Source organism: Brevibacillus brevis, from assembly GCF_031583145.1.
GTDB classification, from domain to species: Bacteria; Bacillota; Bacilli; order Brevibacillales; family Brevibacillaceae; genus Brevibacillus; species Brevibacillus brevis_E.
Window position 1 is genome coordinate 5955529 of the sequence record NZ_CP134050.1, and the last position, 23507, is coordinate 5979035.

The 23507-nt window shown below is 56.0% G+C and carries 18 protein-coding genes and 1 pseudogene; 6 read left to right on the forward strand and 13 right to left on the reverse strand.

Annotated elements, in window-relative coordinates:
* Nucleotides 1-75 precede the first annotated feature (75 nt).
* The gene (locus RGB73_RS29265; protein ID WP_310767250.1) at nt 76-768 is read left to right on the forward strand and encodes a response regulator transcription factor; all 693 of its coding nucleotides are present in this window, start codon (nt 76-78) and stop codon (nt 766-768) included.
* Complete coding sequence (locus RGB73_RS29270; protein WP_310767253.1) at nt 746-2926, forward strand: sensor histidine kinase; 2181 nt, start codon at nt 746-748, stop codon at nt 2924-2926. The genes RGB73_RS29265 and RGB73_RS29270 overlap by 23 nt, the downstream gene beginning before the upstream one ends.
* 73 nt (nt 2927-2999) lie before the next feature.
* On the opposite strand, the gene RGB73_RS29275 is transcribed toward RGB73_RS29270, so the two are convergent.
* From RGB73_RS29275 to RGB73_RS29305, 7 genes are all read right to left on the reverse strand, one after another.
* Nucleotides 3000-3260 carry an HPr family phosphocarrier protein gene (locus RGB73_RS29275; RefSeq protein WP_310767256.1) on the reverse strand — a complete coding sequence of 87 codons (261 nt, stop codon included), beginning with the start codon at nt 3258-3260 and terminating at the stop codon, nt 3000-3002.
* A 131-nt stretch (nt 3261-3391) separates the two neighbouring features.
* Nucleotides 3392-4714 carry a 6-phospho-beta-glucosidase gene (locus RGB73_RS29280; RefSeq protein WP_310767259.1) on the reverse strand — a complete coding sequence of 441 codons (1323 nt, stop codon included), beginning with the start codon at nt 4712-4714 and terminating at the stop codon, nt 3392-3394.
* The gene (locus tag RGB73_RS29285) at nt 4711-5037 is read right to left on the reverse strand and encodes a PTS sugar transporter subunit IIA (RefSeq protein WP_310767262.1); all 327 of its coding nucleotides are present in this window, start codon (nt 5035-5037) and stop codon (nt 4711-4713) included. Before RGB73_RS29285 ends, RGB73_RS29280 begins: the two co-directional genes overlap by 4 nt.
* A gap of 12 nt (nt 5038-5049) precedes the next feature.
* Nucleotides 5050-5793, reverse strand: a complete 744-nt coding sequence (gene chbG / locus RGB73_RS29290) for a chitin disaccharide deacetylase (RefSeq protein WP_310767266.1) — start codon at nt 5791-5793, stop codon at nt 5050-5052.
* A gap of 24 nt (nt 5794-5817) precedes the next feature.
* Nucleotides 5818-7161: a PTS cellobiose transporter subunit IIC gene (celB, locus tag RGB73_RS29295; RefSeq protein ID WP_310767269.1), complete on the reverse strand. Its 1344-nt coding sequence runs from the start codon at nt 7159-7161 to the stop codon at nt 5818-5820.
* 12 nt (nt 7162-7173) lie between these two features.
* Nucleotides 7174-7476, reverse strand: a complete 303-nt coding sequence (locus RGB73_RS29300) for a PTS sugar transporter subunit IIB (protein ID WP_310767273.1) — start codon at nt 7474-7476, stop codon at nt 7174-7176.
* A 198-nt stretch (nt 7477-7674) separates the two neighbouring features.
* Nucleotides 7675-10353: a sigma-54-dependent transcriptional regulator gene (locus tag RGB73_RS29305; protein ID WP_310767276.1), complete on the reverse strand. Its 2679-nt coding sequence runs from the start codon at nt 10351-10353 to the stop codon at nt 7675-7677.
* A 219-nt stretch (nt 10354-10572) separates the two neighbouring features.
* Here RGB73_RS29305 and RGB73_RS29310 point away from each other — a divergent pair, with 219 nt between their 5' ends.
* From RGB73_RS29310 to lplT, 4 genes are all read left to right on the forward strand, one after another.
* Nucleotides 10573-11946, forward strand: a complete 1374-nt coding sequence (locus RGB73_RS29310) for a sensor histidine kinase (RefSeq protein WP_310767279.1) — start codon at nt 10573-10575, stop codon at nt 11944-11946.
* Between the two features lie 5 nt (nt 11947-11951).
* Nucleotides 11952-12590 (forward strand): response regulator, encoded by a 639-nt coding sequence (locus RGB73_RS29315; protein WP_310767282.1) that lies wholly within the window; start codon nt 11952-11954, stop codon nt 12588-12590.
* Nucleotides 12591-12743: 153 nt separating this feature from the next.
* The gene (locus RGB73_RS29320; RefSeq protein WP_310767285.1) at nt 12744-14852 is read left to right on the forward strand and encodes an AMP-binding protein; all 2109 of its coding nucleotides are present in this window, start codon (nt 12744-12746) and stop codon (nt 14850-14852) included.
* 14 nt (nt 14853-14866) lie between these two features.
* Nucleotides 14867-16057, forward strand: coding sequence for a lysophospholipid transporter LplT (lplT, locus tag RGB73_RS29325; protein WP_396136241.1), 1191 nt, complete (start codon nt 14867-14869; stop codon nt 16055-16057).
* 131 nt (nt 16058-16188) lie between these two features.
* On the opposite strand, the gene RGB73_RS29330 is transcribed toward lplT, so the two are convergent.
* From RGB73_RS29330 to RGB73_RS29355, 6 genes and pseudogenes are all read right to left on the reverse strand, one after another.
* Nucleotides 16189-18123 carry a bifunctional metallophosphatase/5'-nucleotidase gene (locus RGB73_RS29330; protein ID WP_396136242.1) on the reverse strand — a complete coding sequence of 645 codons (1935 nt, stop codon included), beginning with the start codon at nt 18121-18123 and terminating at the stop codon, nt 16189-16191.
* Between the two features lie 187 nt (nt 18124-18310).
* Nucleotides 18311-20085 (reverse strand): annotated as a pseudogene (recQ, locus tag RGB73_RS29335) (DNA helicase RecQ).
* Nucleotides 20079-20693, reverse strand: a complete 615-nt coding sequence (locus tag RGB73_RS29340; RefSeq protein WP_310767291.1) for a VanZ family protein — start codon at nt 20691-20693, stop codon at nt 20079-20081. The pseudogene recQ and the gene RGB73_RS29340 overlap by 7 nt, the downstream one beginning before the upstream one ends.
* A gap of 4 nt (nt 20694-20697) precedes the next feature.
* Complete coding sequence (locus RGB73_RS29345) at nt 20698-21579, reverse strand: D-alanyl-D-alanine carboxypeptidase family protein (protein WP_310767294.1); 882 nt, start codon at nt 21577-21579, stop codon at nt 20698-20700.
* Nucleotides 21580-21691: 112 nt separating this feature from the next.
* Complete coding sequence (locus RGB73_RS29350) at nt 21692-22801, reverse strand: sensor histidine kinase (protein ID WP_310767297.1); 1110 nt, start codon at nt 22799-22801, stop codon at nt 21692-21694.
* The gene (locus tag RGB73_RS29355; protein ID WP_310767299.1) at nt 22791-23477 is read right to left on the reverse strand and encodes a response regulator transcription factor; all 687 of its coding nucleotides are present in this window, start codon (nt 23475-23477) and stop codon (nt 22791-22793) included. Before RGB73_RS29355 ends, RGB73_RS29350 begins: the two co-directional genes overlap by 11 nt.
* Nucleotides 23478-23507: the final 30 nt, after the last annotated feature.

Below are 23507 nucleotides of genomic sequence, written 5' to 3' on the forward strand. Positions count from 1 at the left end.
AGAGTTTTCTATGCTCTTTTGTTAAAACTGATCGGTAAGATAGAACCAGATAGAATTCACAAGGTGGGACTTTTCATGACGAACTACAATGTCCTTGTCGTCGATGATGAACGGGAAATCAGGGACGCGATTGAAATTTATCTCAAGAACGAATCGATTACCGTGTACAAGGCGGGGGACGGACTGGAGGCGCTGGATATCCTGTCGGAGGAAGACATCCACCTCATTATTTTGGACATCATGATGCCAAAGATGGACGGAATCACGGCGACGTTCAAAATCCGGCAGGAGCGGAACATACCGATTATCATGCTGTCGGCCAAATCGGAGGACACCGACAAAATTCTCGGCCTGAACGTCGGAGCCGACGATTACGTCACCAAGCCGTTTCATCCCCTGGAGCTGGTTGCCCGCGTAAAGTCGCAGCTGCGCCGCTACACCAATCTGGGCAACTACAAGTCCGCAGACGACGAAATCCAGGTGCGCGGGCTGACCTTGAACAAGAGCACGAAGACCGTCACCGTCGATGGCAACGACGTGCGCTTGACTGCGACCGAATACAAGATTTTGGAGCTGCTGATGGATAACAAGGGGCGCGTCTTCTCGATCGAGGAAATCTACGAGCGCGTCTGGAGGGAGCCTTATTTAGGAGCCGAGAACACCGTCGCGGTGCACGTGCGGCGCATTCGGGAGAAGATCGAGATCAACCCGAAAGATCCGAAGTATTTAAAGGTGGTATGGGGAATTGGATACAAAATTGAAAAATAGCCGCAATGTACTGCTTGCCGCTCTTTCCTTTCTGTTGACAACGACTCTCGCTTTACTGACCGTCGTGGACCTTTACGACAACGGCCGGTACTTGCGGGAAGATTACTATTTTGACAGCGACTCCTTTTACAGCGAGCTTTCTACCGAAGTGGATTTGATACGGGCCGTCCATGTCGATTACGCCGGATTCCCTAGCAAAAGTCCCAAGGAGAAGCTCGATAAGGACTTATTGAGTCAACTAAATGAACAACGGAATCAATCCTTGGCAGACAAGAAGCAGGAGATCCAGGAGCGCTATGCCGCTCTCATCCAGCAAGCGCAACAAGCAGGCAAAGCAGAAGAAGTTGCCAAGCTGAAAATGGATGAAGAAAATGCGATCAAGGCAGCCAGCAGCGAGGTCGAGGCATCTTGGGAGAAGCAAGTCCAGGAACATGCTGTCGCCGTCGATCAAGAATACGAAGAACGGCAAAACAGCCTGGCCTTCCGGGACAGCTCTTTCAAATACTATATTCTGGATGGCAAACGAAGCTGGGTCTATACCAATATCGACCACCAGCCGACAGCTTCGGAACTGCGCGAGGTCGCCCTGTTTTCCTTCCAGTTCCCGCAAAACGCTCCGGACCGGTCCAGCAAATTTTCCGGGTTGAGTCGCTCTTTTCAGAGCAACCAATGGAAAGGGGTCATCTACGTTCCGATCCAGCCTGACGGATACAGCCAGATCCATGCGGACGCGACCTACTTCGATTCCGTGCGGGAACGGCTGATGATCGAGTGCGGCCTCCTCGCCGCCGCTGTGATCGCCAGCGTGTTTCTGCTGCGGTATTTATCCGCGCAAAACGCCGTCCAGCAGCTCCCGGTAGTGCAAAAGAGCCTGGCCGTTCTACGGCGCATTCCGCTGGACATCCGCATCGTCCTGCTGATCCCCGCCCTCACGATCTACCTGGTCACGGCGTCTGAAGCACCGTTTTTCTCCTTGCCCATCCGGTTTGCACATATCTTTACCCTGATGGTCATGCTCCCCCTGACCGCCTTTTTCCTTCTGTACGTAATCGAAGGGTGGCAGATGTACAACGACGGGACGAAATTGCGCGAACAATGGCAAAGAAGCCTGTTTTACCGTCAACGCTCCATTTTGAAAGAAAGCTATGCCAACCGCAGCGTCTTTTTCAAGGTGGCTCTCATCTTCGCGCTCACAGTCGGTCTGGGCATGAGTATAGCGATTGGAATGGTAGCGATCGCGAAAGGGGCCGGCGCATTGCTGATTCTCGCCTTTTTGTACGGGATGTTTTACCTCGTCTGCGTCCTGCCCTACATCTTCCGGCGAATCGCGCTGATGAACAGGGTCTTGCTCGGAGCGGCCCAGATGGCGGCAGGCGACCTTCATACGACGATCGTAGCGAAGCCCCGCGGCAAGCTGGCGGACCTGGCCCACTCCCTGAACAACATCAAGCAAGGGATGCAGCACTCGGTGGAAAGCCAGATGAAAAGCGAGCGGCTCAAATCGGAGCTGATTACCAATGTCTCGCACGATCTGAAGACGCCGCTGACCTCGATCATCAACTATGTCGACCTGCTCAAGCGCGAAGACCTGACGCAGGAAGAAATCCGCAGCTACGTTGATGTCCTCGAGCGCAAAACGAACCGTCTGAAAGTGCTGATCGACGACCTGTTCGAAGCCGCGAAAACAGCGAGTGGTGCGGTAGAGCTGAACATCGAGCAGGTGAACGTCGCATCCTTGCTCAATCAGGCCATCGCCGAGTTCAGCGACAAGATCGAGGAATCGTCCTTGACCTTCCGCGTCAATATCGAGCAGCAAAAGATCTACGCTCCTCTCGACGGCAAAAAAACGTGGCGGGTATTCGAGAATTTGATCGGAAATGCGCTCAAGTACTCCATGCCGAACACGAGGGTGCACATCCATTTGTACGAGCAAGGGGATGAAATCACCCTGACGATCAAAAACGTCTCCGCCTACGAAATCGACTTTGCCGCCGAGGAATTGTTCGAGCGTTTCAAACGGGCCGACCAATCGCGCAATACGGAAGGCTCCGGCCTCGGCCTGGCCATCGCCAAAAGCATCGTCGAGCTGCAAGGAGGCAAGCTCAGCATCGATATCGACGGAGACTACTTCAAAGTCATCGTCACCTTCCGCCGATAGAGGCGACAACAGAGAAAAGCCAACCACCGTAAGCAGGGTGATTGGCTTTTTTCCTGTTATTTCTCCTGTTTCTTCATACGAAATGACGCTCCACCAACTGCTGAATTCCCGTCGCGACCTCCTGTTCGTCCGGCCCGCTCACCTCGAAGGCAATCTCTTCTCCCTCTTTCACACCGAGCGCCATGACACCGAGGATGCTCTTGCCATTGGCTTCCTTGCCGTTGTAGATCATTTTGACAGTCGATTGATGCTGGTTGAGCAGATGGACCAATACAGATGCGGGGCGTGCATGGAGGCCTCCGCTGACGGTTACTTCCACAGTGATCCGGATCATTTCCTCTCTCCCTTCTCGCATTCGGCTCAGGCAAACAGTCTCACGATGGGCACACGATTTTGGTTTGATCGTTCGTCTCTGCGGCACTGGCCGCTTCGAATATGCCTGCCCGGCACGTTTCCCCCGCTTGTTTACGAAACCGGTTTGAAAAACTGGGGCAAATGCTCTTTATGGGCCTCCAGCATTTCGTCCAGAAGCTTTTTCGCGATCGCATCGGACGCGACCAACGGGTTGATCGTCATCGCCAGCAAGGCCTGATGGTAGTCCCCCGTGACAGCCGCTTCCGCTGCGACCCGTTCGAACGACTTGATTTGCTGGACCAATCCGCGCACTGGCACAGGCAGGTCACCCACAGCCAGCGGGATCGGCCCTTCCCGCGTAATCACGCAGTTGACCTCGACTGCGGAATCATCGGGAATGCTCGCGATCGCGCCATTGTTGCGCACGTTGACCGGCTGAATGTCGCGCCTGTCGTTGTAGAGGGAATCGATCAGATTGCAAGCGGCTTCGCTGTAGTACGCTCCGCCCCGCAGCTCCAGCTGGGGAGGCTTGATGGCTAGCTCCGGATCCTTGTAGAGCTCAAACAGCTCCTCTTCCACCTTTTTCACCACTTCTGCGCGCGTCCCGTTCTTCTGCGCCTCTTCCAGCTCATGCTCCAGCATCGCTTTGGTCTGGTAGTAATAGCGGTGGTACGGGCACGGCAGGATGCCCAGCGCTTTGAGAAAATCCTTGTCCCAGCCCAAATCCAGGATGTTTTTCATCGTGATCCCGGTCTGTTCTCCCGACAGCTTGTCGATCACTTGCGCCGTCACGTTTTCCCCGTCCACGTATACCCCAAGGCCAAACACCATGTGATTTAGTCCGGCAAAGTCGATGTGCACCCGCTCCTGCTCCACTCCCAGGAGAGAGGATACGCCCATTTTCATTCCGATCGGCACGTTGCACAGGCCAATGACCTTTCGTCGGCTGGTGTACCGCAGCACCGCCTCGGTCACCATCCCGGCAGGGTTTGTGAAGTTGATCAGCCAGGCGTCCGGGCAAAGCTCCTCCATGTCGCGGCAAATATCCAGGATCACGGGGATCGTGCGCAATCCTTTGAACAGGCCGCCCGGGCCGTTGGTCTCCTGTCCGATCACCCCGTACTTGAGCGGGATTGTTTCATCTTTGATCCGCGCATCCAGCAAGCCTACGCGTATCTGCGTCGTGACGAAATCGGCCCCCTCCAGTGCCTTTCTTCGGTCCAGCGTCAGGCGGATGTCGATGGGGACCCCGGCCTTCTCCACCATTCGTTTGGCCAGCGCTCCCACGATCTGCAGCTTCTTTTCCCCTGCCGGAATATCCACCAGCCACAATTCCCGGACGGGCAGTTCGTCGTACCGCTTGATAAAACCTTCGACCAGTTCAGGCGTGTAGCTGGATCCGCCGCCTATGGTCACGATCTTGATTCCGCTCACACTCCCGCCCCCTTGCTCTCGTGAATATGGCCGTACAGCTCGACAAATTCGCTGGCCAAATCTTTGATCGTCATCGCATTCATCAAATGATCCTGGGCATGTATCAACAACATGCTGATTTCCGTCTTCTCCCCCCGCACTTCGCTTTGGATAAAGGCAGTCTGGTTCCGGTGGGCAAGGCTCAGCTCTTCCCCTGCCTGCTCCAATGCTTTTTGCGCCCCTGCCATGTCTTTGTTCTTCGCGAGGGCGATCGCTTCCATCGCCAGGCTTCTCGCGTTGCCTCCGTGCAGGATTAGTTGAAAGATCACTTCTGTATGGTCCACGTCTATCTCCACCTATCCGATATCGTTAAAGGTCACGAGCTGCACCTTTCTGTCCCTGATGTATTCCCTTACCTCCGGCGAGGTCAGAATCTGCAGCTCTCTCGCGCGCTGCCTCGCATAGGAGCTGCCCGTCAGCAGTTCCTCGTCCAGGTACGCCGGATGGCACATGATTTCGGCCGACGAACAACCGGAGAGCCCTTCTACGATGCCAAAGAGCGTATCCGCTGTCAGGCCGTCCCCGTAAAAGTGATGGGAAAAGCCTTGCGTGGTTGGAACCGGCAGATGATCTCCCCGCTGTTGTCCGAATACCCATGGATACCGTACCGGCAGTCGGAAGCGTTCGGCCAGGCGCAGGACCACCGGCAAGATCGCCTCATGCGCATGGACGTGATGGTGGCTGTCGATGTGCGACGGCCTTCTCCCCGTGCGGAAAAACCGCTCCAGCTGCGCCGTAAATTCCCGCTCCACTTCCTCCGCGGAGACGTCCGCCAAATGGGCCTGCCCCCGCCGAAACGCACCGTATTCATCGGTGAGCGACGGTACGTTCGGCTCCAGGGGAGCGCCGCACGTCAGCACGAGATGGATGCCGACACCCAGGGACGGGTGGTTCTCAGCCAGCCGAAACGCGTGCTCCACCCCCGGCATGTTCATCATCATGGTGGCGGAGGAGACGATTCCGTCCGTATGTGCCTCCACAATTCCCAGATTGACGCCTTTCGAATAGCCAAAATCGTCCGCATTTACGATCAGTTTCACGGCAAATCACATCTCCCGGAATGGTTACAGCGAAGCAGCCTTGTCGCTTGCACTCGAGGCTTTCTCCTCCGCCAGCTTTTGTTTATCCCACAATCTGAAGAACGGGTAGTAAATCAAGAGGGCGATCACAAAATTGACGAGCTGAAGCACGCTGCCCGAAATCTTCCCGCCTGTCGCCAAATAGCCGCTGATGATCGGTGGCGTCGTCCACGGAACAGCGACACCGCTCGGCTTTGCCACCCATCCGAGAGTCATCGCCGCATAACTGATGACGACCAGTACGATCGGCGCCACGATGAACGGAATAATCAGAAGTGGATTCATGACGATCGGCATTCCGAATATCACGGGCTCGTTGATGTTAAACAGCCCCGGACCCATCGACAGCCTGCCGATGTTCTTCATCTGCTCGCTGCGCGCCCGAAACATCATGAGCAACACCAGGGCGAGAGTCGCACCGGAGCCGCCTGCGTAGACCCACATATCAAAAAACTGTTTGGTGACGATGTTTGGCAGCTCAGCGCCCGCACTGGCCTGGAAGATGGCCCGATTCTGATCCATCAGCGAGAGCCATATGGGACCGAGCACCCCTTCGACGATGGCTGCCCCGTGCAGGCCCAGCGACCAGAGCACGTGCACCAGCAGCACGGCGATGATTGCCCCAAACAAACTTCCGCCGAGTGTGTTCAGCGGCCCGACCAGCAAGTCGGCGACGATATTGTGGATGCTTTGAAAGGAGGTATTCTCAATGAGGATGCGCAGCAGCCAGACGACCAGCAGCACCACAGCAGCGGGTATCAGCGCCACGAACGAGCGGGATACCGCTGGAGGCACTCCTTCCGGCATCGTAATGACGATTTTCTTTTGGATGATTTTGCGGTAAATTTCCGTGGACAAAATCGCGAGGATCATGGCGACGAACAGGCCTTTGCTGCCCATCAGCGCGACGGGAATGACACCGCCTACCTCTACGGCTGCGCCTGCTCCCTCAGGCGTGAACATCGTCGTATAGGGAGTCGCAAGCAGGAAGGAGGCTACAGAGATCGCTCCGGCGGACAAGGGATCCACCTTGTATTTTTCCGCCAGCCGGTAGGCGACGCCGAAGCTGACGATCAACGCCATGATGTCAAAGGTGGCATTGACCGGATACAGCAGCTTGGTGAGCCATTTGTCCCCGAAAATGCCGCTCATGAAATCGCTGTAGCCAGGAATAGGTATGAAGCCGATGATAAGAAACAGGGAGCCGATAATCAGCAGGGGCATCGTCAAAATGATGCCGTCCCGAATGGCTTGCAAATGCTTTTGTTCCGCGATCCTGCCCGCCACCGGCATCACGCGGTTTTCCAGGAAAGAAATATATCCCGCCATACGCACCCTCCTCTATTTTTTTAGACGAAGCGCAAACTCCAGCACATTTTTACCGTTCAACGTACCGTAGTCGATCGTGCTGATGACATCCACCGGAATCCCCCGGGCTTCCCCCTCCTTCTTCAGCCCGGGCAGCTTGTAGCGAACCTGGGGCCCCAAAAGCAGCACCTCGGCCTGGTCGATATGGTTCTTGACCTCGTCGGCGGAAACCGCCCAAATCTTCGCCGTGATGCCCTTTTCCTCGGCCGCTTGTTCCATCTTTTGCACCAGCAGGCTGGTAGACATCCCCGCATTGCAACACAGCAAAATTTTCAAATACGCACCCTCCCTCCGTCTTCGGATATGCCTCTTCTACATTAGCAAGCCGCATGCCAAAACACGATTCATGTATGCGCTTTCAACAGCGATCCGGCTTTCCCCGCATTTCTCGAGCCCCCTCCCTCGTAGTGTTTTCGGGAGAACGCTTTACTGTTTCGACTTTTTCGGCTCGAAACACAAAAAATAAAACACTAATCACACTAGTGTTTTATTGTGTAAAAAGAAATTCATGATATAGCACACATCGTCTTCGCTCATCGTGACCTCGTATTGGTCTTCCAGCGGTTTCAGCTCGTGGCGGATGACGCTGTACAGTTTTTTGTGGTCAGCGAGAAAGCTCTCCTTGCCGGCGTAGTCGACCGTCGGGAGACCCGCCTTGAGGCGATCGACCAGGCATGAGAGGTGCAGGTAGGCGCCAATCCTCGTGTCGAATACGAGCACGTCTTGCAGCCTCTCCTCCATCCGCGACACGCACACCCTCACATCTGCCAGAACTCGCTGTCCCTCGACCATGGTCAGATGCTCCCCGAGCGTTTCCGTCATTTTCAGAAACGCTTCTTCCAGGTCGATCATCTGCTGGATGTCTTGCAGAGCCTCCCCGTTCAGGACATCGTCCATCCCGTAGCAGCGCAGATCCTTGTCCAGCATGTAGTTGCTCACGATGCAGAGCACCTTCCGCTCTTCCTTGATCCGTTTCAATTGGGCTTTCGCCTGCGTTTTGTCGATCAGCTGCAGCGGTATGATCTCCAATAGCTGGACGTCGTAGCGCAGACGGCTCTCCAGCATTTTCTTCAGAAACAACGCGCTGCCTTCGCCGGACAAACACGCCGCTACGATCGCGAGCGCCGGCGTATGCCCCTTGGCCGGCTCCTTCGCTGGCTCATCCTTCTGGAAAAGCGAGAGACTGCTGACATCGCGATGCACGTCCTCCAGTGAATGTCCAAGCATGGCCTTGCGGGTGGCTTCGATGACGTGTGGCGTGCTCACCATGGAAATCACCTTTACCGGAATCCCTGCTTCCTTCTCGATGATTTCCCCGAAGCCCAGCAGCGAGCCCATGTCCACGAGCAGCAGCAGTCCCGCCTTGCTTCCGATGTCCTTGGCCACCTTGATCGCCTGCTCCAGCACTTTCATGTACTCTTCTTCCAGCGGCAAATCGATTGCTCTGGCGTACTGCGTGACGAGCAGCCGGTTGGCCACCTCCACCATGGCAGTCGCCCCGCCGCTTCCGTGCGTGATGACCAGCACCCCGATCGTTTCCCGCTCTTCCTGCTCGCTCTCGTCGTCCAGCACGAAAAACATCGTGAGATAGCCAGCCTCATCGATCGGCAAGTCCATCAGGATGGCTTCCTCGATCATCCGGACACATTCCAGCGCCACGGCGAACTCTTTCTTGTACTTGATGCGCACGCTGTTGATATGGGGATTCGTGATTTGCTTGCCCTGGGCGAGCCGTTCCTTGGAAGTCTGGATGTGCAGGGCGAGCCCGTAGATGACCTTTTGACTCAGGATTTTCCCCAGCCGGGCTTCGGCAAAGCGCACGATCTCCTCCACCAGATTGACGATGATCGGATCGATGATGCGCGACATGTCTTCCTTGTTGATGCGCTGGTGGACGCCCTTGATAAACCGCGTGAAATAGTTTTCCAGATCGAACTCCAGCTCTTCTTCGCTGACGCCCTGATTGCGCAGCTCGTGTATTTTCTGCTCGATTTTTTCGTAGACGCTGTCCGCCGCATCCTCCGGTTCCCTCTCGATGAAGATGCTTTCCTGCGTGGGCTGCACCACAAAGGTCTTGTGATCCTTCCCGACCAGCTCTTCCAATTCGGCCTTCCGTTCCTTGGCCAGCAGCAGCCCTTGCTTGACGTGATGGGGCAAATCCTGGACGGACACCTGCAGCGTTCTCTTTTTCAGCGAAAGAAAATCGGCGTAGGCGCTCGCGCACGTCAGCTGGACATCCGTTTTCAGCTGCCCGATATTGTTGGGGCAATGATACGACAAAAAAGCGTGGATCGCGGTCGCCGAGATCTGGATCTCCCTCCCCAGGCGAAACGCCTCTTCGCGAAACAGATTCATCAAGAGCCCGTATCTTTCTTCCACTCCCCGCTCGACGAGGGACGGCAGCTTGATGATCATCGGAATCCGCCGAATAAACGTCTTGAGCAGGCTGGACTCCGGATTTTCCGTCGTCGCCGATATGATCTGGACCTGTGCCGTACGCTCGACCTCCGTCTCTCCTACGCGGCGAAAGGTTCCCTTGTCCATGAATGTGAAAAAGATCTCCTGCCCTTCTGCCGGCAGGCGATGCACCTCGTCCAGAAAAAGAATGCCTCCGTCCGCTTTCTCCACGAGTCCTCTGCGGTCGTTTTCCGCACCGGTGTAGGCGCCCTTTTTCACCCCGAACAGCTGGCTGTACAAAAGCTGGGGGTTGTTGGCGTAGTCGGCGCAATTGAACACGACGAACGGAGCCTGTTTGTCCAGCCGTCCGATATCGATGGCAAACTCGTGGATCAGCCCGGCAAACCCCGACTTGCCCACTCCGGTTTCCCCCAGGATGAGGCAGTGCATTCCCCGTGGCGGGTACAGCACCGCTGCCTTTGCCTGCTCGATCGGGGTGATCAGGCTTTTGTTCGCCTTCGCGAGCCGGTCCAGGGCCGTCTCTGCCGGATATAGCTCCTCGCCCGCCTGCTTCGCGTAAAACAGGGTCGGCCTGCCACTTTCCTTTTCAATCCTGCCGTCCTTCCACAAGCGGTTCAAATCGCTGCTCACATTGGCTCGGCTAAGTCCGAGAAGGTCCGCCAGCTCGCTCGCGCTTATTCGTCTGTTTGGTCCCAGCTCCATGAACTTCTGGTAAACCAAATCCAATCGCTTCATGTTTTCACCTGCCGCCCAAAGAGATGAACAATCTCCTCCATGCGCATTCATTTCCACAGCAAAATGGAAAAACCTCCCTATCGAAAAGATATGAATACCGTATATATTAAATTCTCCACCAGCCGAAATCCATTTTCTGAAAAATGGAGAGTTTTGCCGCTTCTGACACTGCCGTACGGTATAATAGACGAAAGCGAACCGACAGGAGAACATCCTACCATGATGGTATTCACATTGTTTACGATATGGGCGCTCGGCCTGCTCGTTCTGTTCACGGATCCGAAGCGCACATCCATCCGCTGGGCGAGTGCCACGGCATTTATCGGAGGAGGCGGCTTTTTCTCCGCCGTGATCGACGAAAACGTCCTGCCGCACTGGGCAGACACGTTCGCGCTTCACCCCGGCTGGAGCAGCGCTCTGGCGTTTGTGAGCAGATGTGCTTCCTTTTTGACCCAGACAGGGCTGCCGTACGCGTTTTTGATGTTTGCAGTCCATTCCAGCGAGTCCCTTTCCGGGAGAACCAAGCTTATCACCCAGTACGCGGCTTTGATTCCGCCGCTGATCATGCTGGCGATAACGCCGATCTACCCGGTGCTGTCCTTCAACTACTGGATCATGATCTTCTGGGTCTTCCCGTATTTTCTGGCGGCAAGCGCGATGCTGATCCTGCAGTATCGCAGGGAAAAGGACCCGCTGGTGAAGAAAAACAGCTTCTTCACCAACGCGCTCATCATCGTGCCGCTCTTTTTCGTCTTTATCTTCATCTACGCCATGCGGATCCAAAACGATTACGAAGCTTGGCGCTACAACATGCTGGTCGTCGGCGTCCAATTCGTTCTGATTGTTGCGATCAGTCTGAAATACGGCTTTCTCGGCGTACGCCTCCGCGTGGAAAAGCGACGTCTGGACAGTACGCTGCGGGCTTTGACTTCAGGGGCGCAAATCATCAACCATACAATCAAGAACGAAGTCGGAAAAATCTCGCTTTACGCCGACCGGATCGACTCCTACGCCGAGGATACCGGACAGCCGGAGCTGCGCGAGGATGCAGCCGTCCTGCTGCAGTCCTCCCAGCATATTCTGGATATGATGAACCGCATTCAGGGGCAGCTGCGGGACGTGATTTTACAGGAAGAGACGACAATGCCGGGCCAGTTGATCCGGCAGGTCATCCAGACGCTTCAGCCGTACGCCGCCAAGCACAACGTCGACGTGCTGACCGAGCTGGACGAGACGCTCAGGCTTGCCTGCGATCCTGTGCAGGTCCGGGAAATTCTCACCAATCTTTGCATGAACGCCTTCGAAGCGATGAGAACGGGCGGCACTCTGCAGCTGCAGCTGTTTCTGTCCAAAAAGCACCTGGTCATCGCCGTCGAGGACACCGGGACAGGCATCTCCAAAGAGAATCTGCCGCATGTGCTCGATCCGTTTTTCTCGACCAAAAAAACCGGCCAAAACTTCGGCCTCGGTTTGTCGTACTGCTACAACGTCATGCAGAAGCACCAGGGCACCCTGGAAATTGAAAGCGAGCAGGGAAAGGGGACGACGGTCTTTCTCCTGTTTCCCAAAAAACGTGTAGAAGGGAGGACGTAAGCGAAGTGGAACCAATCAATGTCTTTCTCGTAGAAGACGATCCAGTCTGGCGCAAAGGACTGGTCGATTACCTGAACAAGCAGCCGGACATCTCCGTCATCGGCGAAGCCGGGACCAAGGAAGAAGCGATCGCGCAATTTACCCCCGAGGGCGTCGACGTGGTGCTGATGGACATCAACCTCACCGAAAACAACCTGGACGGCATCGAGACGGCTGTCGCGTTTATCGGGGCCGCCCCAGACTGCAAAATCATCATGCTCACCTCGCTGACGGCTGAGGACGTCATCGTCGAGTCCTTCTCGGCCGGCGCGGTCAATTACATCAGCAAAGCCAGCTTCAAGGAAATCCCCGATGCGATCCGTGCTGCCCATCTGTGGCAATCCGCGATCCATCCCACTGCTGCCGCGGCGCTGCGCAATGAGTTTTTGCGCATGAAAAACGAGGAAAACCAGAAGCTGCTGTCTCCAGCGGAAAAGGAAATCCTCCAGCTCATCCATCAGGGGCACACCCAGACGCAAATCGAGCAGTCCTTGCACATCACCAAGCGCACGATCAAGAACCACATCAACCGCATCCTCAAAAAAATGGGCGTCAAAACGAGCAAGGAAGCGGCAGCCAAGGCCAGCCAGAAAAAGCTGTTCTAGCCAGCGCCGGGGCCGCTTTTGCCCGCGCTGCCGTCATCTCTGATTAGGATCTATGACCAGGTACCAATGAAAGTTGGTACTTTTTTTAACCCCCCCACTCTTTACAATGAAAGCTATCAACGAGCAATTATTATTTGTAAAGGTGTGGTTCCCATGTTTCTCGTTCATGCCTTCCTGAAAGCCATCCTGCTGCTCTGGTTCCGTCCTCGCGTCCAGGGCCTGCGCAAAATCGATCTCTCTCAGCCTTCGATCATCATACCCAACCACGTATCACTCCTCGACGCTGCGCTTCTCTCGTTCTTCCTGCCAAAAGAAGCCGCGTTCGTCGTCAATACGGATATCGCCAAAAAATTCTCGTTCTTTCTGCGTTTCCGCAAGGCTATCGCGGTCGATCCGCTCAATCCGTACTCGATTCGCCATATGCTGCGGGTGATCCGCAGCGGCGAGACGCTGGTCATTTTCCCGGAAGGCCGCATTACCACGACGGGCGGCTTGATGAAAATCTACAGCGGCGTCGGCTATCTTGCCATGCGGACTGGCGCCACCGTCTATCCCGTCGCCATCCAAGGCCTGGAGCGCTCCGTGTTCTCGTATCTGAAAGGAAAGCTGCGCCTCCTGTGGTTCCCGCAAGTATCGATCAGCGTCGGCACGCCCTTTACCATCGAGCGAGACGAAGCGCTGTCCATGCGCGAGCAAAAAGCTGGCGCGAGCGACCTGATCCTGCGCACCCTGCAGGATGAGCTGTTCCAAAGCCGGATGAAGCAAAACGTCAATCTGTTCGACGAAGTCCTGGAGGCCGCCCGCATCAATGGAGCCCGGATGGAAATCGCCAAGGACATGACCAGCGCGATCAACTACCGCACGCTGCTGATCGGCAGCTATCTCCTGGGCGAAAAGCTGAAGGCACGTCTCCTGGGCAAACCGGTCGTCGGCGTGTTCCTCCCGAACTCGGTCGGCCACCTGATCACGCTCACTTCCTTGTTCCGCATCGGGAAAACACCGGCGATCCTGAACTTCTCCCTCGGCGCCCGTTCTCTTCTCGAATGCTGCGAAACGGCTCACATCGACACGATCCTGACCTCGCGCGTCTTTATCGAAAAAGGCAAGCTGGAGCACGTCATCGACGCTATGGAGCCCCAGATGAACATCGTTTATCTGGAGGACCTGAAAGCATCCGCTACGACGCTCGACAAACTGGCCGCCCTGGTTCGCTACATGACCAGACAAAAGGCACAGTCGCTCGAAAACGAACTGATTCTGTTTACATCCGGCAGCGAAAGCAAACCGAAAGGCGTCGTCCTGACGCACACCAACCTGTACGCGAATATCCAGCAGGTGACAAGCGTCATCGACATCACGTCCCGTGACAAGTTCTTCAACGCGCTGCCGATGTTCCATAGCTTTGGGCTCACGGCAGGGACGCTCCTGCCTGTCATTAAAGGCATTCCGGTCTTCCTGTACCCCAGCCCCTTGCACTACAAGGCGATCTCCGAGCTGGTGTACGACCAGAATGCGACGATCCTGTTCGGCACCTCGACCTTCATGGCCGGCTATGGCCGGATGGCTCACCCGTACAACTTCTACTCCTTGCGGTACGTGTTTGCAGGAGCGGAAAAGCTGAAAGACGATGTGCGGAAGCTGTGGATGGAGAAATTCGGCGTGCGAATCTTCGAAGGCTACGGCGCTACCGAGACTGCCCCGATCCTGTCGCTGAACACCCCTTTGGCCAACAAGCCGGGAACTGTCGGCCGCCTGATGCCGGGCATGTCGTACCGCCTGGAGCCGGTCGAGGGCATCGAGAAAGGCGGACAGCTCCTGGTCAAAGGCCCCAACGTGATGAAGGGGTACATGATCCACGGGCAAGGCTTCGTGCCCGCAGAAGAATGGTACCAGACGGGAGATTTGGTCGAGGCGGACCGGGACGGCTTCCTCACCATCCAATCCCGCCTGAAGCGCTTCGCCAAAATCGGCGGCGAGATGGTGTCGCTCAATCTCGTCGAGGAGCTCGCCATGACGTGCTTCGGGCACTCCGGCTTCGCCGCCATCACCGTAAGCGACCCGCGCAAGGGCGAGCGCGTGCTGCTCTACACCACCGACGAAACCGTCCAACTGAGCCAGCTGCGCGCCTACTTGAGCGAGAAGCAATACTCGCCGTTGCTCATCCCCGGGGCGATGAGGCACATCAAGGAACTGCCGCTCCTGGGCAGCGGAAAAACCGATTACGTCAGTCTGAAACAGCTGGCAGAAAGCGAGAGGGAATGACCGTGAAGACGTCGATGCAACCTTTGCAAGCCTTGTATTTTACCCAGTTCCTGTCTGCCTTTGCCGACAACATGATCTTGTTTGTAATCGCAAACCTGCTGCGGGAGAACGGCTTTTCTCCCGCCATGCTCGCACTCGTCTCCATATCGTTTTTTCTTCCGTACATTTTTCTCGCGCCGTTGGTCGGACCGTTCGCCGACAAGCATCCGAAGTCGTTCGTGCTCGTCATCGGCAACCTGGTCAAGGCCATCGGGGTCCTGCTGCTGTTTGTCATCGATCACTCAAGCATTTTGCTGCTCATGCTCTCCTACTTCACCGTAGGGGTGGGAGCTGTCGTATACTCTCCGGCCAAATACGGGATCTTGCCAGAACTGACGAAGGGCGAGGATGAGCTGTTCCGGGCCAACGCCAGGATCGAAGCGTACACGATCATCGCCATCCTGCTCGGAATCGGCGGAGGCGGGGCGATCGCTTCCATCGCCTCTCCCCTCATCTCGTCGGGGATGTGCCTGCTTCTCTACCTGCTGTCGCTCGCTATGACTTTCTTTATCCCGCGTCTGAAGGGAAACGCGAACATCCGCTATGGTACGGAAATCCACCGCTTCTTCGCGGACTTCCGCCTACTTTTTCAGCGACCGAACACACGATTTGCGCTCATAGGGACCGGCTCGTTCTGGATGAGCTCGGCCGTCCTGCGCGTGGCGGTGCTGGCCTGGATTCCCGCCGCCCTCAGCATCGACCCGCAAAGCTTTTCGGTCTCGCTGATTTTGGCTACGACGTCGATCGGCATCATCGTAGGGGCGTTCCTGGCTCCGCGCTTGATCCCGCTCAGGCAGTTCACGCGCTCGCTGGCCTACGGCTTCGGGATGTTCCTGATCATCGTTTTGTTCCCGTGGATTCACGTAACCGCGATCGCCATCTGCTTCCTGCTGCTCGTCGGCTTCATGGGCGGAGTCTTCATCATCCCGATGAATACGGTCCTTCAGGAGGAAGGAGGGCAGCTGGTCGGATCCGGAAAAACCATCGCGATCCAAAATTTCGTGGAAAACGCGCTGATGGCGGCAGGATCGGGCATCTACTACCTGATTGTCTACGCGGGTACCTCGATCTCGGGCGCAATCGTCGGCCAAGGGCTGCTGCTCCTGCTGTTCCTGCTGTATCTCGGAGCTTTACGCAAAAAAGAACGCAGCCTGAGCGCATCGTAGCCTTTTGGGTTCCGTTACCGGAGGGTTTCCATACGATAAAGCCATTCTGGGTTCACGTAAAAACCGCGTCCGTTTGTGGGCGCGGTTTTTTGGTCTTATGTTTTACGTTTTTGTCCTACAGCTTTCGGGCTTTACGGCTTTTGCGGCGCAGCAGCGGCAGCCGCTGCCTTCCTCGCCTGATTCAGCTGATGATAGAACTGGCCTTTCGTTTTCGCGCTGGCCAGCTTGGCCGCGTCTACTTTCGCCTTGGCGGAAAACTCGGCGATCTCTTCCTTGGTGACCGCGTCCTTGATGTTGATCGACGCGATGTTGGTGTACTTGCCGTCTTCCGTTTTCGGCACGCTAAGGATGCCAGCGTTGATCAGCTCCACCACATCTGCGCGCTCAGGCGCTGTCGTATCTACACCGACGATCTTCCAGTTGTGCTGCACAGTCGGCTCGTACACGCCCTTTTTCACTTCTTTCAGATAGGCGATGGCGCGGTTGCGGATCGTTCCTTGCGTTTCACCGAAGGCGCTCTCTTCCTTGGACGACCAGAGCTGCTCGAATTTGCGGCCTTCCAGCGCGCCGCCTTTTGCCTGCAGGGCTTCCATTCGGTACGCGTTCATGCCCAGCTTGAGCACATCGTCCGGTTTGATCGGCGTATCGTCCAAGCGGCGCAGGTTGGTAATGCGGCTGCCGTATGGCTTGGTCAGGTCAATCTCGTATTTGACGTTTCCGAAGAAGTCGTTGGTGCTGTATTTGGAAGCGCGGCGCTTGCTGTCGAAGCTGACGGTCACGTCGCCGGGGCGCGCTTGGTTGAAGTAGCCTGCCGCCCACTCCATGTAATCCTTGAGATCTTTGCCTGTCACCTTATAGACGGTGATTTCGCCGCCGGCGTACTGATAGTTGTAGGCGATGTCCTTTTTCTTGATCGGTCCGATATCCAGCTTGGCCTTGTCGTTGTCGATCTGGTGCGCGACGACGTCCGCCTTGCTGTAATAGAGCATCACTTCGTGGAAGAAATCGGACAAAGGCGTCTCCTGGATTTGGACCGTCGGGATTCCTTCGATTTCGTTTTTGTCCACCATGTTCATGCCTTTGAGCTCGGCCACGACGATGTTTGCATCTGCCCGCGCAAACTCGTGGAACGGCTTCAGCTTGGTTTCCAGCTCGGGATCGGACACAGCTGTAGTCCCGTCCGCATTTTTTACAGGAACGGCAGTCGCTTCCTTGCTTTTTAGCACGACTTTGCCGTCTTTCTTTTCAAAGGTCAGGTCGATGCGGGAAAGATGCGTCCCGTATTTATCCGGCTCGGTGATGAGCACGCCGTTGATCTCTTCCTTTTTCACCAGCTTGTGCATGTGGCCGGCGAAGATGGCGGTCAGCTCCGGTACGGCGTTGGCGATGTCGGCTACGCCCGTCCCCGGTATGCCGTTTTCATTTTCGATCCCCATGTGCATGAGGCCGATCATGACGTCTACCTTGCCTTGCAGCTCTTTCACGGCTTTCTTGGTCTCTTCCACCGGATTTTTGACGACCAGGCCATCCAGATGGTCGGTTCCTTTTTCAAAGTCGGAAATCATCGGCGTATCCATCCCGATCACGCCGATCTTGATTCCGTCGCGCTCGACGATCGTGTAGGCAGGCAGGAAGCGCTCGCCGTTTTCCTTGTAAATGTTGCCCGCCAGCACCGGACCTTTGTACTGGCTGCTGATCTTGTCCAGAATGTCCAGACCGAAGTTGAACTCGTGGTTGCCGAATGCCCAGGCGTCATACCCCATCTCGTTCATCGCCACCATCATCGGAGACTGCGGCTGGTCGTTGAACAGCTCTGCAGAGTTGTCCTGAATGGAGTCGCCTGCATCCAGCAAGACGGTGTTGGGATTCTCCTTGCGAATCTCCTTGATCATCGTAAACAGCTGCGTCAGGCTTCCGTTTGGATTGGGGCCGTCCAGCGCGTAATCCCATGGCATGAATCTGCCGTGGATGTCGGACGTACCCAGCAGCGTGATTTTCGTTTCATTTGCTGCTTTTGCTTCTGCTGCCTGTACAGGCGCAGACGCTCCCGCAAAGACACTCCCCATGACCATGGCGGAAAGTGCCATCCCGAGGAAGGTCTTTCCTACTTTTGTTCCCCTTTTGTTCATGTCGTCCCCTCTGTTCTCTATGTTTTCTATGTCTACTGTTTCATAATAGCAGGCCATCCGTCTCGGGACGAACATTTTTTTCCTGCGATTCGGAAAAATAGAAAAAAACCGCGACCTTTTGGGGTCACGGCTTTGCAGCAGCGTGCGTTTGCAGGCAGTCGAGGAACAAATGCCCGTACTTGTCAAATTTGGACTCGCCCACTCCTTTTACCTGGAGCATGGAAGATTTGTCGGTCGGACACAGGATGCTCATTTCTTTCAGCGTGCTGTCGTGGAAAATGACGTACGGCGGCACGCCTTCGCGCTGCGAGATCTCCTTGCGCAGCTCGCGCAGACGCTCGAACAGCTCGTCGTCCTCCTGCTGCTGGACCGGGCGGATGGCGATCTTCTGCCAGACGCGCTCCTCGCCTTTCAGCACCGGCAGGGCCTTGTCCCCCAGCTTTACAGTCGGGTACTGGCTTTCCGTCACCTGCAGATAACCTTCGGCAATCAGCAGCTGGATCAAGTCCGCGATTTCCTTTTCCTTATATTCTTTCATCAGGCCGTACGTCGGCAGCTGATCGAAGCCGAACTGGGTCACCTTCTTGTTTTTGGAGCCTTTCAGCACCTGCGCCACGAGAGCGGCACCGAAGCGTTCGCGCATGCGTTTTACGCAGGAAAAGATCTTTTGCGCTTCCAGGGTGATGTCCGCCAGCTCGGTGTCGTCGGTGCAGTTCGCGCATTGCCCGCACGGCGCGGCGTCTGTCTCTCCGAAGTATTGCACGATGTACTGGGAAAGGCAGCGAGGCGTCCTGCAGTAGTCGATCATGGCGTACAGCTTTTTGTATTCCAGCTCTTTGCGCTCGTCCGACAACGGGTTTTGCTCGATGAAAACGTCTGGGTCTGGATGTCCTGCGGCTGGAACAGCAGGATGCACTCGCTCGGCTCGCCGTCGCGTCCGGCGCGTCCCGCTTCCTGATAGTACGCCTCCAGATTTTTCGGCATGTTGTAGTGGATCACGTAGCGAACGTTGGACTTGTCGATCCCCATCCCAAAGGCGTTGGTGGCAATCATCGTCCGCACGTCGTCGAACAGGAAGGCCTCCTGGTTCTGGGCGCGCTCTTCTTCCGAAAGACCCGCATGGTATTTCGTAACCGAGAACCCGCGCTTGCCCAGATCGGCATGGAGGGCATCGACGTCTTTGCGCGTCGCCGCGTAAATAATTCCCGCTTGCTGACCGTTCGCTCGCAAATAATCGGCGATGAACGCGCGCCGGTTTTCCCCTTTGCGGACGGACAAAATCAGATTGTCCCTGCCGAAGCCGGTGATAAAGGTCTGTTCATCCGCTAAGGAGAGCTGGCGACGAATATCCTCCGTCACTTCGGGGGTAGCGGTGGCGGTCAAAGCCGCCACTACGGGACGCGAAGGCAGCGAGCGCAGGAACCGGGCGATTTCCAGGTAGCTCGGACGGAAATCGTGCCCCCACTGGGATACGCAATGCGCCTCGTCGACCGCCACCAAGGAGATCGGCACGCCCCGGATCAGCGCCTGGAACGATTCGGATTCCAGCCGCTCCGGTGCGATGTACAGGAGCTTGTACTCCCCGCGCGCGGCGAGCCTCAGCCGCTCCCGGACTTCGCCGGCGTCCAGCGAGCTGTTGATCTGCGTGGCGGGGATGCCCATGCTGACCAGGACGTCTACCTGGTCCTTCATCAAGGAAATGAGCGGGGAGACGACGATCGTCACCCCGTCGAAAATCATGGCCGGGACCTGATAGCAAATCGACTTCCCGCCTCCGGTCGGCATGATGCCGAGCGTGTCATGGCCGGACAACAGGCTTTCGATGATCTTTTTCTGGCCCTCCCGAAAGGACGGGTAGCCAAAGTACTTTTGCAAGACTTCCAATGCTTTATCTAGCAAAGAGAATTCACCTTCTCTTCCGAAATGTGTCGTCTATCCGTATCCCTACTAGTGTACTTGCTAGGTTTGGGACAAAACAAGGAAAACAGAGGAATTCTTCCCCCTGCGGTTATCACCAGACGGCCCAATCGGTAAAAGAAGTACCCCAGAACCCCTCCTACCGTATTCAGCAGAAGGTCGTCGACATCAAAGATGCCGATATCCGCCAGGAGCTGCGCGGTTTCCAGACACAGGCTAAAGAGAAAGGACAGGAGCGTGACAGTCAGGAAAGCACCCCGGTTCGGCCGCCGAAGCAACGGAAGCAAGAAGCCAAAGGGCAAAAAAGCCAAGATGTTGCCAATGAAATTGACATGGCGAATCATGCTCTCTCCTGTCGGCAGGTCGTCGAGATAGTGGCGGATTTCATGAAAGAAAATCAGATTTCCCCGGTTGGCCAGACGCTCGCGGATCAGCTCGGGATGAGCCATGCCTGCGGCCATATCGGCACAAAGGCCGCCGAGATCGATCCGGCCGAATTTAAACAGCAAGATTTTGACGACGAGCACCAGATACAGGGCAAACGCGATGAAAACAGCGATCCTCGCCACGATAGCCACACTTTTTTTCATCTGGCTAAAACCCCATTTCCAGCAGTTTTTTCGTTTCCGTAAAACGCGCCTCGTCTGTTTCCGTGCCCATGACGACGGAGATCAGCCGGCGTTCTCCCCGTTTTGCCGTTCCAGTAAAGCAGTAGCCCGCTTCATCTGTAAAGCCTGTCTTTAGTCCGTCCAGGCCCGTGACCCGCATCGAGTCGTCATCGGCCGTCAGCATCAGGTTGGTGCTTGCCACCTGCTCTCCGGTAGACGTCAATTGCACGTACGGTTCCGACGTCAAATCAACGATCTGCGGAAAGTCCGTGATCAGCCGATGAGCCAGCCGTCCTACATCCCGTGCTGTCATCTCGTTTTGCCCGTAATCGTAGGCGAGTCCCGTGGCATTGACGAACCGGGAAGAATCCAGCCCCAGCTCCGCCGCCTTTTGGCTCATCCGATCGGCGAAATTCGCAGTGCTCCCCGCCAAATACTCTCCGATGGCCACGGCAGCGTTGTTCGCGGAGCCTACCGCCATCGCTGCGTACAAATCCCGCAGCGGATAAACTTCGCCCGCTTCGAGGCTGACTCTTGCCCCTTCTACCGTCGCCGCATTTTCCGATATCCGTACCTTGTCTGTCCACGCTGCCCGGCCGTCGCGGATCGCTTCCAGCAGCAAGTACTCGGTCATCATTTTTGACATGCTCGCCACCGGATACGGGGTATCCGCATTCTGACTGTAAAGCACTTCTCCCGACTGTGCATCCAGCAAGATCGCTGCCCGCGCATCCAGCCGCCCCCATGCCTTTTCCCATCTGGCGAGCACGCTCTCCTTCTCCATTCCAAACGGCATCGATGCCAGCAGCCAGGAAATGCCCGCTGCCATGAAGAGCAGCACCACGAGCCTGCCCTTTCTTTTTCTCATGCAAATAAGCCTCCCTCACAGCGTCGTTTACGAACGACTCATCTACCTGCAAGGATAGGCTTTTCGCTTAAAAAAACTCCCAACGATTCCTAAAGAAAGGGTAAAGAGATTATCAATTCGGCGGAACGGTTCGGGGCAACGTCACGGTAAATGTGGTCCACTCCGCATCGCTCGTCACAGAGATTTCGCCCTGGTGCAGGTCGATGATGCTCTTGGCAATCGCCAGCCCCAGCCCCGAACCGCCCGTCTTGGTCGAGCGCGATCCTTCTACGCGGTAAAAGCGTTCGAACAAATTGGGCAGCGCTTCGTCCGGGATCGGCTGTCCGTTGTTTGCGACCGAAAAGGCGACGCCCTCCGGAACATCGAACAGGCGGACCGCGATCGTCGTGCCGTCTTTTCCGTACTTGATCGCATTGGAGATGAGATTTTCGAGCACCCGAACGAGCTTGTCGGTGTCTCCCCACATCTCGACCTTTTCGTCCGGCGTCTCTACCCGCAGCTGCAGGCCGGCTTCGTGGGCGGCGATGCGAAATCCTACCGACACTTGCTCGACCAGCTCCACGAGGTCGAACTGCGTCCGGTTCAAATGGGTGCCGCGATGACGCACTTTGGTGTATTCGAACAGATCGTTGACCAGCACGTTCATCTGCTTCGCCTTTTCATAGGCGATATGGGAGTACTGCTTGATTTGCTGTTCGTCCTGGTACTTTCCTTGTTCGATCAGGCCCAGATACCCCATGATCGAGGTCAACGGCGTGCGCAAATCATGCGAGACGTTCGTGACCAGCTCGTCCTTGGACTGCTCCAACCGCCGCTCCTCCTCCATCGCATCGACAGCGCTTTTGACCAGGGCGTGGATGCTGTCCACGACATCGCCGAGACTGCCCCGAGGCCGTATCGAGATCTGGTGATCGTAGTTTCCCTTCGCGATGTAATGCAGCTCCGTGATGATATGCTCCATCTGCTTCTGCTCGATGTACTTCCGGACACGGACCACTGTCCAGACGGCGAACAGCCCTGTAGCGATCAGCAAAATCACGATCTTGAAGGACTCGATGCCAAAGGTGCCCCGCAGCAGCCATACATACTCCCGGATTTCGGGGATGCGGTACAAGTAGTTGTTGGCGAAAAAGGAGGCCGTCTGGAAAACGGCAAAGAAAATCAGCAGGCTGAGCAGCAGATCGAGTACGATCCTGAAGATGTCCCGGACATTAAGCTTCAATTTTGTAGCCGACCCCCCAGACCGTTTGAATGACCTTTTCTCCATTCGTCGCTTTCTCGAGCTTCTCGCGCAGGTTGCTGATATGGACCATCACGGTTTTGTAGGACACGTAGTTCTCCATTTTCCAGCAGCGGTCAAAGATCTCTTCGGAGCTGAAGACCCGGTTGGGATTGCTGGCGAGCAAAAAGAGGATAGAGAACTCCAGGGCCGTCAGCTTGATCGGCCTGCCTTCCTTGGTCTGCACCATGTGGCTCTGCTTGTCGATAATGAGCGGCCCCGCCTCGATCACGTGGTCCTGCCTTTGCATGGCGCTGCTGTAGTTGGCCCGGCGCAGCAGCGATTTGACGCGGGCGATCACTTCGAGAGGATTGAACGGCTTGGCTACGTAATCGTCCGCGCCCGTCATCAGCCCCATGATCTTGTCCATGTCGTTCGTCTTGGCGCTGGCCATGAGGATGGGGATTTGAGAATGCTTGCGGATGCGTTTCGTGACTTCGATGCCGTCGAGCTTTGGCATCATGACGTCGAGAATGACGAGGTGAAACTCTTTTTGCTCGAGCTTTTCGAGGGCTTCGTCCCCGTCAAACGCTTTTTCGATTTCATAGCCTTCATTGCCGAGGTAAATGGCAAGCAGATCCACGATTTCTTTGTCGTCGTCCACGATTAAGATTCTCATAGCCTCTTACTCCTATTTTCCGATAATTGT

Bases quoted from the DNA above. Each gene is read 5' to 3' on its own strand.
- RGB73_RS29355 (WP_310767299.1), bottom strand. From the start codon at position 23,477: ATGAGAATCTTAATCGTGGACGACGACAAAGAAATCGTGGATCTGCTT.
- RGB73_RS29310 (WP_310767279.1), top strand. From the start codon at position 10,573: ATGATGGTATTCACATTGTTTACGATATGGGCGCTCGGCCTGCTCGTT.
- RGB73_RS29330 (WP_396136242.1), bottom strand. From the start codon at position 18,123: ATGGGGAGTGTCTTTGCGGGAGCGTCTGCGCCTGTACAGGCAGCAGAA.
- RGB73_RS29320 (WP_310767285.1), top strand. From the start codon at position 12,744: ATGTTTCTCGTTCATGCCTTCCTGAAAGCCATCCTGCTGCTCTGGTTC.
- RGB73_RS29305 (WP_310767276.1), bottom strand. From the start codon at position 10,353: ATGAAGCGATTGGATTTGGTTTACCAGAAGTTCATGGAGCTGGGACCA.
- lplT (WP_396136241.1), top strand. From the start codon at position 14,867: ATGCAACCTTTGCAAGCCTTGTATTTTACCCAGTTCCTGTCTGCCTTT.
- RGB73_RS29265 (WP_310767250.1), top strand. From the start codon at position 76: ATGACGAACTACAATGTCCTTGTCGTCGATGATGAACGGGAAATCAGG.
- RGB73_RS29345 (WP_310767294.1), bottom strand. From the start codon at position 21,579: ATGAGAAAAAGAAAGGGCAGGCTCGTGGTGCTGCTCTTCATGGCAGCG.
- RGB73_RS29275 (WP_310767256.1), bottom strand. From the start codon at position 3,260: ATGATCCGGATCACTGTGGAAGTAACCGTCAGCGGAGGCCTCCATGCA.
- RGB73_RS29340 (WP_310767291.1), bottom strand. From the start codon at position 20,693: ATGAAAAAAAGTGTGGCTATCGTGGCGAGGATCGCTGTTTTCATCGCG.
- celB (WP_310767269.1), bottom strand. From the start codon at position 7,161: ATGGCGGGATATATTTCTTTCCTGGAAAACCGCGTGATGCCGGTGGCG.